This window comes from Maribacter sp. IgM3_T14_3 (assembly GCF_049603095.1).
Classification (GTDB): domain Bacteria; phylum Bacteroidota; class Bacteroidia; order Flavobacteriales; family Flavobacteriaceae; genus Maribacter.
This window is the reverse complement of sequence record NZ_CP187138.1, coordinates 1-16,847: the sequence shown is the minus strand read 5'-3', so window position 1 is coordinate 16,847 and position 16,847 is coordinate 1. Positions and strand designations below refer to the sequence as shown.

General features: G+C 34.7%; 15 protein-coding genes. 4 read left to right on the top strand and 11 right to left on the bottom strand.

Annotated features, from left to right (window positions below; genetic code table 11):
* Window positions 1-2: 2 nt before the first annotated feature.
* From ACPF9A_RS00075 to ACPF9A_RS00040, 8 genes are all read right to left on the bottom strand, one after another.
* Window positions 3-2,402: a TonB-dependent receptor gene (locus ACPF9A_RS00075; RefSeq protein WP_424000477.1), complete on the bottom strand. Its 2,400-nt coding sequence runs from the start codon at window positions 2,400-2,402 to the stop codon at window positions 3-5.
* Between the two features lie 198 nt (window positions 2,403-2,600).
* Window positions 2,601-4,817, bottom strand: a complete 2,217-nt coding sequence (locus ACPF9A_RS00070) for an NADP-dependent isocitrate dehydrogenase (protein ID WP_424000475.1) — start codon at window positions 4,815-4,817, stop codon at window positions 2,601-2,603.
* A 643-nt stretch (window positions 4,818-5,460) separates the two neighbouring features.
* Complete coding sequence (gene rplS / locus ACPF9A_RS00065; RefSeq protein WP_133687826.1) at window positions 5,461-5,811, bottom strand: 50S ribosomal protein L19; 351 nt, start codon at window positions 5,809-5,811, stop codon at window positions 5,461-5,463.
* 136 nt (window positions 5,812-5,947) lie between these two features.
* Window positions 5,948-6,622 carry a tRNA (guanosine(37)-N1)-methyltransferase TrmD gene (trmD, locus tag ACPF9A_RS00060; RefSeq protein WP_424000473.1) on the bottom strand — a complete coding sequence of 225 codons (675 nt, stop codon included), beginning with the start codon at window positions 6,620-6,622 and terminating at the stop codon, window positions 5,948-5,950.
* A gap of 16 nt (window positions 6,623-6,638) precedes the next feature.
* On the bottom strand, window positions 6,639-7,082 hold the full coding sequence (locus tag ACPF9A_RS00055; protein ID WP_424000471.1) for a GNAT family N-acetyltransferase: 444 nt from the start codon (window positions 7,080-7,082) through the stop codon (window positions 6,639-6,641).
* A 33-nt stretch (window positions 7,083-7,115) separates the two neighbouring features.
* Window positions 7,116-7,739: a tRNA (guanine-N1)-methyltransferase gene (locus ACPF9A_RS00050; RefSeq protein ID WP_424000469.1), complete on the bottom strand. Its 624-nt coding sequence runs from the start codon at window positions 7,737-7,739 to the stop codon at window positions 7,116-7,118.
* Window positions 7,740-7,883: 144 nt separating this feature from the next.
* The gene (locus ACPF9A_RS00045) at window positions 7,884-9,332 is read right to left on the bottom strand and encodes a glyceraldehyde-3-phosphate dehydrogenase (RefSeq protein ID WP_424000467.1); all 1,449 of its coding nucleotides are present in this window, start codon (window positions 9,330-9,332) and stop codon (window positions 7,884-7,886) included.
* Between the two features lie 116 nt (window positions 9,333-9,448).
* Window positions 9,449-10,840: a S1C family serine protease gene (locus tag ACPF9A_RS00040; RefSeq protein ID WP_424000465.1), complete on the bottom strand. Its 1,392-nt coding sequence runs from the start codon at window positions 10,838-10,840 to the stop codon at window positions 9,449-9,451.
* A gap of 127 nt (window positions 10,841-10,967) precedes the next feature.
* On the opposite strand from ACPF9A_RS00040, the gene dapF reads away from it, so the two are divergent.
* From dapF to ACPF9A_RS00020, 4 genes are all read left to right on the top strand, one after another.
* Window positions 10,968-11,744, top strand: a complete 777-nt coding sequence (gene dapF, locus ACPF9A_RS00035) for a diaminopimelate epimerase (protein ID WP_424000463.1) — start codon at window positions 10,968-10,970, stop codon at window positions 11,742-11,744.
* Window positions 11,738-12,262 (top strand): GNAT family N-acetyltransferase, encoded by a 525-nt coding sequence (locus ACPF9A_RS00030; RefSeq protein ID WP_424000461.1) that lies wholly within the window; start codon window positions 11,738-11,740, stop codon window positions 12,260-12,262. Before dapF ends, ACPF9A_RS00030 begins: the two co-directional genes overlap by 7 nt.
* Window positions 12,262-13,305 (top strand): endolytic transglycosylase MltG, encoded by a 1,044-nt coding sequence (gene mltG / locus ACPF9A_RS00025; protein ID WP_424000459.1) that lies wholly within the window; start codon window positions 12,262-12,264, stop codon window positions 13,303-13,305. The genes ACPF9A_RS00030 and mltG overlap by 1 nt, the downstream gene beginning before the upstream one ends.
* Window positions 13,306-13,451: 146 nt before the next feature.
* Complete coding sequence (locus ACPF9A_RS00020; protein ID WP_424000457.1) at window positions 13,452-14,081, top strand: hypothetical protein; 630 nt, start codon at window positions 13,452-13,454, stop codon at window positions 14,079-14,081.
* A gap of 56 nt (window positions 14,082-14,137) precedes the next feature.
* On the opposite strand, the gene ACPF9A_RS00015 is transcribed toward ACPF9A_RS00020, so the two are convergent.
* The 3 genes from ACPF9A_RS00015 to dnaA form a co-directional block, all read right to left on the bottom strand.
* Window positions 14,138-14,860, bottom strand: coding sequence for an SAM-dependent methyltransferase (locus ACPF9A_RS00015; protein WP_424000455.1), 723 nt, complete (start codon window positions 14,858-14,860; stop codon window positions 14,138-14,140).
* Between the two features lie 91 nt (window positions 14,861-14,951).
* Window positions 14,952-15,410: a low molecular weight protein-tyrosine-phosphatase gene (locus tag ACPF9A_RS00010; RefSeq protein WP_424000453.1), complete on the bottom strand. Its 459-nt coding sequence runs from the start codon at window positions 15,408-15,410 to the stop codon at window positions 14,952-14,954.
* 12 nt (window positions 15,411-15,422) lie between these two features.
* A complete protein-coding gene (gene dnaA / locus ACPF9A_RS00005; protein ID WP_424000451.1) occupies window positions 15,423-16,847 on the bottom strand; it encodes a chromosomal replication initiator protein DnaA in 1,425 nt (474 codons plus the stop codon).

Here is a 16,847-nt window from a genome sequence, read left to right as displayed (position 1 = left end):
GCTTATAATTTAAAATTATAGGTAACAGCAGGTACGATTCCGAAAATTGAGGTACGTACAGCTTCATTGGCACCGGTATCATCATTTTGTCTAAAACTAATAGACGCCGCATTTCTTCTGTTGTATACATTATAAAGGCTAAATACCCATTCACCCTGTATTTTTCTATGCTTATTTTTTCTAGGTGTCAACGTAGCAGAGAGATCTAGTCGATTGTAAGCCGGTAATCTTTGGGTATTACGAAGTCCGTAATACGGTACCGTTAAATCTTGAAATTGAAATTGACCTATAGGGTAATTTGTTGGTTGACCTGTTTGGTAGGTGAAATTACTACTGAAACTCCATTTATCGTTAACATCGTAATTTAAAAATAAAGAGACATCATGGGTTTTGTCGTAAGGGGTATTGTACCAATTGCCAAAATTAATACCTGATTCTAAATTAGTTCTACCATCATCGCCTATAGATGCTCTACCAGGTGTGCGCTGTTCAGATTTAGATAAGGTATATGCTAACCAACCTTGTAACTTACCTTCATTTTTTCGTAACAAAAATTCCAGACCGTAAGCACGAGCTTCTCCGTTTAAAATAACTTGTTCGATAGCATTGTTTGCTATTAAATTGGCACCGTCGATGTAATCTATTCTATTTTGAACTTCTTTATAAAAAACTTCAGTTTCAATAGAGTAATCGGCATCTTTAATATTCTTGAAATATCCGAAGGCATATTGATCTAATAATTGTGGTTTAGTAAACGGTCCGCTAGGTGTCCAAACATCTAAAGGAGTAGGGGAGCTTGTATTCGAAAGTAGGTGTAGGTATTGAGCCAATCTAGTATAACTGGCTTTAATAGAACTCGTTTCGTTTAATGTATAGGATAGAGATGCTCTTGGCTCAAAATTGCTAAAATTAGATAAAGTGGTGCCTCTACCAGGATTTATGACATCTATAGGTTCTGCCTCTTTGTAGATTAGCAAAAATGGATCAAATTCAACGGGCCTATTATCAGCGTAGACATTTAATTCATCTTGACCAAGTCTCGTAAAATGGCTAAATCGTAACCCGTAGCCAAGACTTAAATTATCGGTAACTCTATGTTCAATATCTACATAGGCCGCAAATTCATTGGCGTATTTTTGAGTCAATTGTTCTTCTACAATTCCTGATTCGTCATTACTAGGTTCTATTTTACCTGGATTAAATTGATAGTATACATTATTGATACCGTAGTTGACCTGTAACTTATCAGTGGCGTAGTGTTTTAGGTCATATTTGATGTTAAAATTACGAATACCTGAATTCCAGTTGAATCCAACAAAATCTAATTTCAATCCGTAATAGTAATCTGAGTAAATCAGCGATAGGTTTGAGAAAAGCTTGTCAGAAAACAAATGGTTCCATCTAAAATTAGCAACTGTATTACCGTAGGTATTAACAAAGCTATCGTTAATGCCAAAAACATCTCTACCAAAATAACCGGATAGAAAAATATTATTTTTATCGTTTATCCTATAGTTTAATTTAGTGTTAAGGTCATAGAAATACGCCGTATTATCTACATCGAATAGCGGCAGAAAAAGATGGGCATACGAAGCTCGACCGCCAATAAGAAAAGCGGCTTTGTCTTTTTTGATAGGACCTTCGACAAGAAGTCTGCTCGCCACAGCACCTATACCGCCATTCATTTTAAACTCTTTGCTGTTACCTTCTTTTTGGAAAATATCTAGCACAGAAGAAACTCTACCACCATAACGCGCGGGAATTCCGCCTTTATAAAGTTTTACATCTTTTATTGCATCAGGATTAAAAACAGAAAAGAATCCGAATAAGTGAGAAGAGTTAAAGATGATAGCCTCATCTAATAAAATAAGATTTTGATCTGCAGAGCCACCACGAACATTAAAGCCAGAAGCACCTTCGCCAGCATTTGTAACACCAGGAAGCAATAGAATAGATTTAATGACATCAGCTTCACCCAGAATTACGGGTATTTTTTTGATGGTACCAACTGATAACGTATTAACGCTCATTTGCGGTTTTCTGATATCCATCTTTTCCACATTTTCGGTAACTACAACTTCTTCTAATTCTTCTGCCTCTTCGTCAAGTAAATAATCTAAACGTCTATTTTCTGTCAAGGATATTTCTTGCAGAACATCTTTAAAACCTAGGTAGCTAATTAAAACTTTGTATGTGCCTTCTGGTAGTGTAATGGAATAGAAGCCATATTCATTTGTAGTTACACCTGTACTCAGTTCAGGTATAGCAATGGTAACACCAATGAGTGTTTCGTTACTACTAGATTCTGATATAGTGCCGCTTAGGGTAAATTTTTGTTGCCCCCATGATGAAAATGAGAGGCATAGCAGCGATATAAGAATAATTGGAAAATATCCTTTCATCAATTTTTTTTGTAAAAATACTTAGAAATTACTGATGCTCCTAAAACAAATTTAACTCGATTCTGAAGATTAAACTGGAAGCGGCTTTTTTAATATCCTATGATTGGATACTTGGATAATTTTAAATTCTTAAATATGCTACAAAAAAAAAACACCCTCAAGATATATTGAGGGTGTTTTGTACCGAAGTTTATTAGGTTAAATGGAATCTAAAATACCATTTAAAGTTGTACTTGGTCTCATTGCTTTTTCTACTAGAATAGGATCTGGTTTGTAGTAACCACCGATATCTTGTTTAGAACCTTGAGCATCTATTAATTCAGTAAGAATCTGAGATTCATTATTGTTAATTTCTGAGCTTACTTTTGAAAATATGGATTTCAATTCAGCATTGTCATCTTGCAATGCTAATGCCTCTGCCCAATATTTAGCTAAAAAGAAGTGACTACCTCTGGTATCTATTTCTTTAACCTTTCTAGAAGGAGATTTATCGTTTAATAAAAATTTCTCGGTAGCGCTATCTAAAGTATCACCAAGAATTTTAGCAGCTGCGTTTGAATTTTTCTCACCGTAGAATTCTAACGAAACTCCTAAAGCTAAAAACTCACCTAAAGAATCCCATCTAAGGTGGCCTTCTTCTAAAAATTGCTCTACGTGTTTTGGAGCAGAACCACCAGCACCCGTTTCAAAAAGTCCGCCACCATTCATTAAAGGAACAATCGATAGCATTTTGGCACTTGTGCCTACTTCTAAAATAGGAAATAAGTCAGTAAGGTAATCACGTAATACGTTACCAGATACAGAAATTGTATCCTTACCAGCTTTCATTCTTTTTAAAGTAAATTCTGTAGCCTTTATAGGAGACATAATTTGAATGTCTAAACCTTTAGTGTCTTCTAGAGCTAAATAAGTATTTACTTTTTTAATCAGCTCGGCATCATGTGCTCTATTTTTATCTAACCAAAATATAGTAGGATCATTAGTAGCCTTAGCTCTTGATACTGCTAATTTTACCCAGTCTAGAATAGGAGCGTCTTTTACTTGGCACATACGCCAAATATCACCCTCACTTACTGAATGCTCTATTAAAACCTTACCACTTTCTATATCAACAACTTGAACTTTTCCGTTTTGTTTGATTTTAAAAGTCTTGTCATGAGAACCGTATTCTTCAGCTTTTTGAGCCATAAGACCAACATTTGGTACAGTACCCATAGTCGTAGGGTCAAATGCACCATGCTCTTTACAGAAATCTATAGTCGCTGAGTAAATACCGGCATAGCTACTATCTGGTATAACAGCTTTTGTATCTTGAGCTTTACCTTCTTTATTCCACATTTGACCAGAATTTCTGATCATTGCCGGCATAGAAGCATCAATGATAATATCGCTTGGTACATGAAGATTGGTAATACCTTTATCAGAATTTACCATCGCTAATTCAGGTCCGTTCGCTAATGCGGCATCTAAATCTTTAGATATGGCATCTTTTTCGCTTGCAGGAAGCTCTTCAATTTTCTGATATAAACTAGCTAAACCGTCATTAGGACTAATACCTAATTTATCAAAAGTGTTAGCGTACTTTTCAAAAACAGATTTTAAGAAAGTTTCTACAACATGACCAAATATAATTGGATCAGAAACTTTCATCATTGTAGCTTTTAAGTGTACAGAAAAAAGAACACCTTTATCTTTAGCATCTTTTATTTCTTTCTTCAAGAAATCAAGTAAAGCTGTTTTGCTCATTACCGTAGCATCGATAATTTCGCCTTTAAGCAAAGCTAAATTGTCTTTTAAGATAGTTTCAGAGTCTTCTGAAACTAATTTTATTTGTACTGATGCAGCATTGTTCAAAGTCAATGACTTTTCATTGGCCTGAAAATCACCGTCGCCCATTGTGGCAACATGCGTTTTAGAGCTAGAGCTCCAAGCACCCATACTGTGCGGATTTTGTTTTGCGTAATTTTTTACAGCTCTAGGTGCTCTACGGTCAGAGTTCCCTTCACGTAATACTGGGTTCACTGCACTACCTTTTATCTTATCATATTTCGCCTTAATCTCTTTTTCCTCGTCGTTTTTAGGCTCATCTGGGTAGCTGGGTAATTTATAACCTTTAGACTGTAATTCTTTTATAGCTTCGTTCAATTGAGGAACCGAAGCACTTATGTTAGGTAATTTGATAATATTCGCTTCTGGCTGTTTTGCCATATTGCCCAATTCTTCCAAATCGTTGGACACCTGTTGCTCTTTCGTTAAATACTCGGGAAAAGTAGCAGCTATTCTACCAGCTAAAGAAATGTCTTTAGTTTCAATTTCGATTCCTGATGATTTAGTGAACGCTTTTACAATAGGTAAAAAAGACTCCGTCGCCAATGCAGGCGCCTCGTCTGTTTTGGTATAAAAAATTTTGGACATTTGCGGTTTGTTTTAATTTAAGCGGAACAAATATACGATTTTCTAAAAGTTTGAAAGCGGGGAGAGGTCTTAATATTTTAGGTCAGGAAGGTAGATTTGTTAAATAATAAAAGCCATATCAATGTACGCATACAATGATATGGCTTTTTAGAAATAGTTTACGGACAGTTTGTTCTAATTTTTCATTAAAACGGCAACCCTTGATTGCACCCGTTTCACTAATTCAACGTTTAAAATGCTTTTCGATTCTCAGGTACGTAACCTAACATCTACACATCATTTCTTTTTTATTGTCTTCATTAAAGATTAAAAACCTAGTATATAGTTTTTTTAAAATTCAATTAATTTTAAGTTTTAAAAGCGACAGCCAATAAGCTTAAAATTTACCTCCATTTAATAATCATTAAATGTATGGTCAAACAATAATACGAGAGAACGTAAACTTCGTAGTGGCGATAAAATGAATACTTTCTAATTTCCATTCCTTAACCACACTCTAATTTACAAAAAAAAGTAATTCAAACCTTATTTTTGTAAACTTTTATTAATCAACACATTATGAACATGGGTTATTCACTTTTGTTCATAAAAAAAGCACCGTATCAAAATGATACGGTGCTTTATATAAATTATGAAGAGAAATTTATCCTCTAATCTCTTTAATTCTAGCTTTCTTACCAGTTAATTCACGGAAGTAGTAAATTCTAGATCTACGTACTTTACCACGCTTATTAACTTCAATTTTTTGAAGTGCAGGTAAGTTAATTGGGAAGATACGCTCAACACCAACAGTACCTGACATTTTACGAATGGTAAAAGTTTCAGTTGAACCAGAGCCTCTGCGTTGTATTACAACACCTTTAAAGAACTGAGTTCTTGTTTTTTCACCTTCTTTAATTTCGTAGTACACAGTAATTGTGTCACCAGAAGAAAATTTTGGAAAATCTTTTTTAGTTACGAACTCGTCTTGTACAAATTTTATTAATGATTCCATTGTATAGTTAATAGGAATTAAATTAAAGCAACATTCACGATTATCGTCAGAGGTTGTTCTAACAGGGTGCAAAAATAATATTTAAATTAAAACACACAAGCATTTATGTGGTTTTTCTTTAATATTCAAAATTAAGCTACTCAAGTAAGTCCGGGCGTAGTTTTACTGTACGCTCGTACGCCTTATCTTCTCGCCATTCTTCAATCTTGCCAAAGTTTCCACTTAATAGAATATCGGGCACATGCATTCCTTTATATTCAGCTGGTCTCGTATAGATTGGCGGAGCTAAGAGTCCGTCTTGAAAAGTATCCGTTAGGGCAGAGGTTTCATCATTCAATACACCTGGTAATAATCTTATTATAGCGTCACATAATACTGCGGCACCTAATTCTCCTCCAGAAAGTACATAATCTCCAATAGATATTTCTTTAGTGATAAATGCATCTCTTACACGCTGATCTACACCTTTATAATGACCACATAGAATTATTATATTCTCGACCATCGAAAGCGTGTTTGCCATTTTTTGATTTAAGGTGGTGCCATCTGGAGACATATATATGACCTCGTCGTAATCGCGCTGCGATTTCAAATCGGTTATACATTTGTCTATAGGCTCTATCATAAGCACCATTCCGGCTCCGCCACCGAATTGATAATCATCAACATTACGGTACTTCGTGTCGGTATAATCTCTAAGATTGTGAAAATGGACTTCTACCAATCCTTTTTCAATAGCTCTCTTTAGAATAGAGGCTTCGAAGGGGCTTGTAAGTAATTCGGGCAATACGGTAATAATATCTATTCGCATCTTTTATTTTGCATCATCATTTAGCCTGCCAAAAGTAATGAAAAGCGTGGTAATCTTTTATCCATCCTAATTTCTCATATAATTTTTGAGCCGGATTGTCGATAGCGGTTTCTAAAGCGAGTCCTTTGTAATTATTCATTTTACAAAATTCTTGTGCTTTTAACAATAACTGTTCTCCAATAGATGCACCTCTGTAATGAGAATCTACGAATAAATCATTTAGAATTAATGATTTCTCTAAACTTACCGAAGAGAACGTGTAATATAGCTGAACGAAGCCGACAGCTTTGTTATCTTCGTAAGCTGCGAAAATAATAGACTCTTCTCTTGAAATTCTATCCTTTAGAAATTTGGCTGCAGCATCGGTATCTGATTTCATTTTATAGAATACTCTGTACCCATCGAAAAGAGCAATAATATCGATAATATCTGCTGCTGTAATTCTACGTATACTTTTCATATCAAAAAAAAAGCTCCGTTAAGGAGCTTTTTATTATTTAGTTTTCTTCTGTTTATTTATCTCATCTTGTAGTTGCCTACTGATTTTTTGCTCGCGCTCTAAGGATCTTCTTCTATGGTCTTCATATTCAACCTCTAGTTCAGAAAGATTTTGTTTTGCTTCTTGAGTCAAAATATTACTATTTCTAAACTTATAAATGAAGAAGCCTAGGGTTAGAAACAATGCCCCAATAATCGTCCATAGAACAAAATTATATGATCCTTTAGAAACAGGTAGGCCTAAAAATGACATACTATCTTTTTCTTCGGTTACAGCGCCTAAATTAGTTGTCGTTTCCTCTAACTTATTATTTAAAGACGTAATTGTTGTTTCATGCTCTGCAATCGTAGCCTTAAGTTCGCCTGTTTTTTTATTCATTGCTGCTATAGAATCCAAAACATTCTCACGAATCTTAAAAAGATTGGTTTCTTTTACTACTTCATATCTAATACCATCAGCTCTATAATTACCTGAGCGTTTAGCAATAAAATCGAATTGATTACTAATCGGACCTTCGTCTAAAGACAGTTTATCGTCCTCTTCTTCAGTGTCTTGTGCAAATTGAAGGTTACTAGCCAATAGTAATGCCAGTAGCAATAGTATTCTATGGAATTTCATGTAATAGATTCTTAGGTTAATTTGAATAATTTAGAGTTGACTAAAGTACTTTATAATTATCATACTATAAAAAAAAGTCAATGCTAAAAAACGTTTATTTAACTACGTAGCATATCAACAAATAGATGTTATAATTTTAAAAAATTAGTAATATGTAAAACGACGAACTTTGGCAATATACTTCGCTAAACGAATAACCTGGTGCGAATAGCCATATTCATTGTCATACCAGATGTACAGAATAATATTTTTGCCACTTTCAGATACAATTGTAGCCATACTATCATAGATAGACGGGGCAGAAGTACCAATAATGTCAGAGGATACCAATTCTTTATCTAACGAGTATTTAATTTGCTCTACTAAATCACCTTCAAGGGCATATTTTTTAATCATGGTGTTTACACCTTCAAGAGATGTCTTTTGTTTGACATCAAGATTTAAAATAGCCAATGATCCGTTTGGTACAGGAACACGAATGGCATTTGATGTCAATTTACCTTTTAATGACGGTAGTGCCTTTGTAACGGCTTGGCCAGCTCCTGTTTCTGTTATGACCATATTAAGTGCGGCAGCACGACCTCTTCTGTATTTGCCATGCATATTATCGACCAAATTTTGATCGTTCGTATATGCGTGAATAGTTTCCAAATGACCTTTATCGATTCCTAAAGTTTCTTCGATAGCCTTTAAAATAGGGGTAATGGCATTCGTCGTACATGAAGCGGCTGAAAATATTTCGGTTTCATCTGGATCATATTCTAAATGATTAACACCGTGTACAATATTTGCAACTTCCTTACCAGGTGCCGTTAATAGTACTTTTGAAGCTCCTTTTGCTTGTAAGTGTCTTTCTAATTGTTCTTTGGTTCTAAATGCACCTGTGTTATCAATGACCAAAGCGTCGTTGATGCCATATTCGGTATAGTCTATTTCTTCTGGCATGTTGGCGTAAATAACATGTACCGTAGTGCCATTTATAATAAGTTTAAGGTTAGCGTAATCTACTTTTACTGTACCGTTAAAAATTCCATGAACAGAATCTGTTCTCAATAAACTGGCTCTTTTTTCAAGATTTTCTATGCTCGGCTTGCCTCTTACTACGATAGCTCTTAATCGTAATTGATTCCCTTTGCCGGTTTTAGACATTAATTCTCTGGCAACTAATCTGCCAATTCGTCCAAATCCGTACAAAACAACATCTTTCGGTTCAATGCTTTTGAAATCTTGTGCAGATTGTAATTTATCAATTACAAAAGATTTTACATTGTTTAAGATGTTTGTGTCAGAGTGATATTCATACGTTAATTTACCGATATCTAGTTTAGAAGGTGGTAAAAGCATATCCGAGATAGCACGTAAAATTTCAACCGAATCAAAAATTGATATTGGTTTTTGTACAAATTCACCAGCATACTCGTGTAAATGAATAATGTCACTTACATTTTTGTCAATAACCTGATTTTTAAAAAGGACAATTTCAATAGATTTATCATACCATAAATCGCTAACGATTTTAATAAATTCAGTTGTAGCTTTTCTACGGTCTGCTTGAAATGCCAGCTCTTTTTCAAAAGTGGTTTGTGGAGCCATAATTAGTTGATTATTTTTATAATTCGCACAAAACTAGAAAAATTAACCACTTAAAATAAATATTTTTCAAAAAAAAGCCTTCGTTTTTACGAAGGCTGTATTTTTTGGTTAATTTTTTATTGGAAGATTAGTCGATCTCGTTCGCCATTGGATCCAACCATAACAATTACCGTTTTTCCGTATTTAGAAATAGCACCGAAGGCGGTATATGCGTCGTCAATATTTCCAATCTCATAATCGTCAACCTTAACGATAACCTTTTCAGATAAACCATAGCCTCTGTATCTTTCAGGTACGCCGGTGATTTTTACTCCCGATGTTGTTTTGTAAACTTTTTTATCGTGCTCGGTAAGGTTCTTAACCTCTAAGCCCATTTCAGGCACAACCAATTTTTGTCTTTCTTTCAAAACTAATGGTAAGGTTATAAGTTCTTTGTCTCTATCAATAACGAAGGCTAAAGTGTCTCCTGGTCTTTTTGTAGAAAGGTATCCGGTTAAATCTGGATATTTATGCACATCAATTTCATCGACTTTTTTTATGATATCGCCGACAACAATTCCTGCTTCTTGCGCTGCAGATTCTTCTTCGACCAATTCAATAAATACGCCGTCGATATTATTGATGCCTTTTTCAATAGCATCTCTGGTATTTACTGGAGCAGGACTTATTCCCATAAATCCTTTCTGAACATTACCGTATTCCAAAATATCTTGAACTACTTTTTTGGCAATATTACTAGGAACGGCAAAAGAATAGCCAACATAAGATCCCGTCTGTGAAGTAATAGCAGTATTAATACCTACTAAATCTCCGTTAGTATTTACCAAAGCACCACCTGAGTTGCCAGGGTTTACAGCAGCATCTGTCTGTATAAAAGATTGATTTTTTCCAAGATTTCGAGCTTTGGCACTTACAATACCTGCAGTTACGGTAGAGGTAAGATTAAAAGGGTTGCCTACTGCCAATACCCATTCGCCTATTTTTGTATGATCAGAATCGCCAAAGGCTAAATAAGGTAGCTTTTCATCTGTATCAATTTTTATAAGAGCAATGTCAGAATTGGGATCAGTACCAATAAGTTCTGCATTATACGTTCTGTTATTATTAAGGGTAACCTGTAATTGTGTAGCTTTATTGATGACATGGTTATTTGTAACGATGTATCCATCGGAAGATATAATTACTCCCGATCCGGTACCAACTTGTGGTACGGCACTACCACCAGTTCCATAAAAAATATCGAATATAGTTGTTGGTCCTTTACTAAGGGTAATGTTTTTAACGTGAACCACTGCATTTACTGTATTTTCAGCAGCACTGGTAAAGTCAACCTCATTAATTCCGGCACCTCTAGCAGAAGTCGGCGTATAGCTAGCATTTACAACAGCGCCATTATTCTCTTGGCTAATAATGGTAAAATTTTCCTTCTCGAAAAATAGTTTGTAAGCGCCCAATGTAATTGCACCAGCAAAAACAGATACAAATAACAGACTTGCTATTCTTTTCATATTCATTAATGTTTTAACATATTCTACACAAAATTACTCGTTTTTGCGCTATTTGATAAGCGTTTAACTACTTTTTAACTACCAAAGAAAACCTAATTATGTACTATCTTTGGGTCTTTAGTAAAGCATGAAAAATACATTTTATAAATATCAAGGTACGGGTAATGATTTTGTGATGGTCGATAATCGCAATGGACAGTTTCCGAAAGAAGATAATGCATTAATCGCTAAAATCTGTCATAGAAGATTCGGAGTAGGTTCTGACGGACTCATTTTATTAGAAAATGACGCGGCTACCGATTTTCGAATGGTCTATTTTAATGCGGATGGAAAAGAAGGAAGTATGTGTGGTAATGGCGGAAGATGCATTGTAGCTTTTGCCCATTTTCTTGATATTATAATAAAGGATACTTTATTTATTGCTGTAGATGGTTTGCACGAAGCAACTATTGTAGGTGATGTCGTAAGTCTTAAAATGACAGATGTGAGTGAGGTAAAGGAAAAACCGAATGCGCTGTTTATAAATACAGGTTCGCCCCATCATGTTCAAATGGTAAAAGATTTAAAGTCTTTTGATGTTGTTAAAGAAGGTGCGCGTATGCGTTATGGTATTTATGGAGAAAAAGGGAGTAATATCAATTTTGTAGAAGCCAATGCTGAAGGCGGATTTGATATTAGAACCTATGAACGCGGAGTTGAAGACGAAACCTTATCATGTGGTACAGGTGTAACGGCAGTTGCGTTGAGCATGTTTCATTTAGGTAATACCAAGAATAAAACTATTGCTGTGAATGCGCTTGGGGGTAATCTTGAGGTTACCTTTCAAGAAAATCAAGGCTCGTATAGCGATATCTATTTAAAAGGAGAAGCAAAACAAGTTTTTAAAGGAGAGATGTTGTGGTAACATTAAAAGGAGAACAGATTTATCTAAGGGCTTTAGAACAAAGAGACCTCGATTTTCTGTACGCACTTGAGAATGATACAGCTGTTTGGGAAGTTAGCGATACGGTTACTCCGTATTCAAAAGATGTATTACAACTCTATCTTGATAATGCCCATCGAGATATTTATGATGTTAAGCAATTGCGTTTAGTGATATGTTCGCAAGAGCATCAAGCAATTGGTTTAATCGATGTTTTTGATTTTGAACCAAACCATAAGAGAGCTGGTATCGGCATAATTATTCTCAATGAAAATCAAAGAAATAAAGGAGTAGGGGCAGAAGCAGTAACATTGCTATGCAATTACTTGTTTGAAGTTTTAGGCTTAAGGCAGGTTTATGCCAATATTTTAGAAGAAAATGCACCAAGCTTATATTTATTTCAAAAGTTGGGTTTTCAAGAAGTTGGAATGAAGAAAGATTGGGTACGATTTAAGGGTATGTATAAGAATCAAGTTTTATTGCAAAAAATAAATAATTAATGAGCATCAAGCGTATATTATTAGGTGTAGTTGTTGTAGGGTTAATTGGTGGCGGAATTTTTGGGTATTCGGCATATCGTACTTTTTTCACTCCCAATACTAGTTTTGACAATGATGAAGCTGTAGTTTTTATATCTACCGATGCTACAATCAGTGATTTAAAAGAACAACTTACGCCGCTTGTAAAAGATTTTAGTTCATTTGAATCTGCAGCAGATAGAAAAGGATATTTAAATAAAATCAAAGCAGGTAAGTATAAGTTAGGTAAGGGTATGAATAACAATAAGATAGTTAACTCACTACGAAGCGGAAATATACCGGTAAAAGTATCTTTTAACAATCAAGAAAATATACATGATCTGGCGGGTAGAATTGCAATTCAAATAGAAGCGGATAGTACTTCGTTAGTTGTAGCATTCGACGATAAAGATTTTATGAAAGCGAATGGTTTTGATGACGCCAATAAAATATCACTTTATATACCGAACAGTTATGAGTTCTTTTGGAATACTTCGGCAGAATCATTTAGGGCAAGAATGTTAAAGGAATATAATCGTTTCTGGACCGATACCCGTAAAGAGAAAGCTAGTGCACTTGGCTTAAAACCTAATGAAGTAATTGCCTTGGCATCGATTGTGCATAAAGAAACAGCAAAAGTTGACGAAAGACCAACAGTTGCTGGGGTGTATTTAAATAGGCTACGAAAAGGAATGTTGTTACAGGCTGATCCAACGGTAATATATGCTATCAAAAAAGAAACGGGTAATTACGATACTATTATTAAAAGAGTCTTATATAGAGATTTGGAAATGGATTCTCCATATAACACTTATAAATACGCAGGTTTGCCACCAGGCCCTATTGCAATGCCCGATATTACGGCAATAGATGCTGTTTTGAACCCTAAAAAACATAATTACTACTATTTTGTGGCTAATGTAGAAAAGTTCGGTTATCACATGTTTGCAGAGAATTTAGCGCAGCACAACCGAAATAAAGAGCAGTACATCCGATGGATCAATGCTCAAAAAATCAATAGATAAACTTTCGACCGAATTTTAGAACTTCTTAACTAAATCTGTATTCTTTTAACAGAACCTTCTTAAACTCTTATAATTTCAGGTCTACCTTTGCCCCAGAAATTTAAGCAAGCAATAATAGTCGCTGTAGGTCTTAAGAAATATATGGTATGAGAAGATGGATATTAGCAAGTTGTCCTCTTATTGTGATGTTTATTTTATCTGGTTATGGCTTTAAACCTTTTACGGTTCAAGTGCCAGAGCAGTTAAAAGTGAAAAACCCTATTAAGGTTTCGTTTCCTCAAGACGAAGCTCTTTTATCAAATTATCAAATCGCTCCCCCCTTTCTTGGTAGTCAATTTATAGGCTTTAAAGAAGCTTTAGCTTTTAAAGAGTCTCAGGGTAACTATTTTGTTACCAATACTTTTGGGTATTTGGGGAAATATCAATTTGGGTTGAGCACCTTAGAACTAGTTGGTGTGTATGATGGAAATCAGTTTTTAAGCAATCCTGTATTGCAAGAAAAAGTTTTTCATGTAAATACATCTCGTAACAAGTGGATTCTTAGAAAAGATATTAAGCGTTACGTGGGTGTACGTATGAATGGGGTAGAAGTTACAGAGTCTGGTATTCTGGCAGCTGCCCATTTAGCAGGTGCAGGTAATGTGAAATTATATCTAAGATCACATGGTAGAATGGAAATTACTGATGGTTATGGTACCAGTATTTCTAACTATATGAAAAAGTTTTCTGGTTACGATGTTTCTATGATAGAAGCAAAACGTAATCCAAGAATTTAAGAGTTTAAGTAGATATGAAAATGTGAAACCTTGGCAAATTCGTTGTCAAGGTTTTTTTATGCTTGAATAATAAAAATGGCAGGTCTTTTATGTAGATCTACATTTTCTGTTTTCCAGTTTATGGCAGTTTTTGTTTTAATATATTCCGTTGGTAAGGTAATATCGGCGGCTACACAAACTCGAGTACTAGGTGCTAAGGTTTTAATCAGCTCTTCTAGCATTTTATTATTTCTATAAGGCGTTTCAATAAACACCTGCGATTGGTCTTCTTCTTTTGATCTACGCTCTAGATTTTTAATATGTTTTTTACGATCGGCACCATCAATAGGTAAATAACCATTAAAAGCAAAGTTTTGACCGTTCATGCCACTTGCCATTAATGCCAAAAGAATAGAAGATGGCCCAACTAAGGGAATAACCTGTATATTCTTATCGTGTGCAATTTTGACTACAGCAGCACCTGGGTCTGCAATACCGGGGCAACCAGCTTCAGAAAGTATGCCTACGTCATAACCTTCTAAACAAGGATTTAGAAAACTAGGAATTTCTTCTGCCAGTGTAAACTTATTTAAAGCAAATAGTTTTAAGCTGGGTTGTGATTTTCTGGGACTGATTTTTTTTATGAAATGTCGAGCGGTTTTTTCGTTTTCAACGATATAGTGGTCCAATTTTTCAATAGTTTGCTTTATTGAAATGGGTAAAACTTCTAATGGGGGCATATCGCCTAATGTTGTTGGTATTAAATATACCTTCCCTATTTTTCCGTTTTGTGTGCTCATTACTATTTACTTGATAATCGAGATATAAATGCTTAAAGGTTTGCCTCGAAATGTTATTGTTATTGTGCTACAAATGTCTCGTGAGTTTGCTTTAAGGTTTTTTACTTTCTAGTCTTTCGGCTATACTATCGCAAGCTTGATCAATCATTTGAAAAACATGTTCAAATCCGTCTTCGGCATCATAGTATGGATCTGGAACTTCTTTGTCTGAAGAACTTATTTCGTTTAAAATAAGCTTTACTTTTTGGGCATCTGCTTTATTTCTTGCTAAATCAATAATATTACCATAATTACTTTTATCCATGGCATATATGATATCAAAAGAATCAAAATCTGAAACAGTAAACTTTCGGCAAACTTGCGAACTAATATCTATACCGTGTTCTTTGGCTACTTTAATAGATCTTGGATCTGGTGCTTTGCCAATATGATAACCACCTGTACCGGCAGATTCAACAAGTATTTTGGTAGTATCGACCTTACTTTTTAATATACCCTCAGCCAATGGTGACCTACATATATTACCAAGGCAAACCATCAACACCTTCATGTAACGTAAGTATTAAGAAAATTTCTTAGTTAGGTCGTCTATGTATTTACGAAACTGCTTATCGGTTTCTGCAAGGTTGTCAACAGTTTTACAAGCATGTAAAACAGTAGCGTGATCTCTTTTGCCAATTTGTGAACCTATACTTGCTAATGAAGCTTTAGTAAATTTTTTGGCAAAGAACATTGCTAATTGCCTTGCTTGTACAATATGTCTTTTTCTTGTTTTCGACTGTAAAGTTGCTACATCCATTTCAAAGTAATCTGATACTACTTTTTGTATGTAGTCAATGGACACTTCTCTTTTGGTATTTTTTACGAATTTCTCAACAACCTGTTGGGCAAGTTCGATAGTAACTTCTCTTTTGTTCAAGGTAGACTGTGCAATCAAAGAAATAATAGCACCTTCTAATTCTCTAATATTTGTTTTAATATGTTTAGCAACATATTCTATAATGTCATCAGGTATTTCAACACCATCTCTATATAACTTGTTCTTTAAGATGGAAATTCTTGTTTCGTAATCAGGACTCTGTAGTTCTGCAGATAATCCCCATTTAAAACGAGAGAGTAAGCGTTGTTCGATATCCTGCATATCTACAGGAGCTTTATCTGACGTAAGTATAACTTGTTTACCGTTTTGATGCAAATGGTTAAAAATATGGAAGAATACATCTTGCGTACCAGATTTACCTGATAAGAATTGTACATCGTCAATAATCAATACATCTATTAATTGATAGAAATGAATAAAATCATTTCGAGTATTCTTTTTAACTGACTCGATATATTGTTGCGTGAATTTCTCAGCAGAAATATAAAGTACGGTACGTTCTGGATATTTATCTTTTATTTCAACACCAATAGCATGTGCTAAGTGTGTTTTTCCAAGTCCGACACCGCCGAAAACTAATAACGGATTAAAAGATGTGCCACCTGGCTTGTTGGCAACCGCCATACCGGCAGATCTTGCCAAACGGTTAGAATCACCTTCTAAGAAGTTATCAAAATTGTAATTAGGGTTTAACTGAGATTCTATTTTAATATTTCTAATACCTGGAATTACAAACGGATTACGTAATTCAGGATTTTTAGATTTAATTGGAACATCCATTTCTTGAGCAGCCATGGCACCTCTGTTAGAGCTTGGTATCTTTTCGGTAAAAGGTTCTTTATTACCGTAAGTGTTTTCCATTCTGATTATGTACACCAACTTTGCCGTTTCTCCCAATTCTTTAGTCAGGGCAACTTTCAAAAGTTTAACGTAATGTTCTTCTAACCACTCGTAAAAAAATTTACTAGGCACTTGAATACTTAATGCGTTCTCAGATAGCTTAACAGGTTTAATAGGTTCAAACCAAGTTTTGAATGCCTGCGGTTGGATATTATCCTTTATAAACACCAAACAGTTTTTCCAGACGGAATTTGCAGTAACACTCAT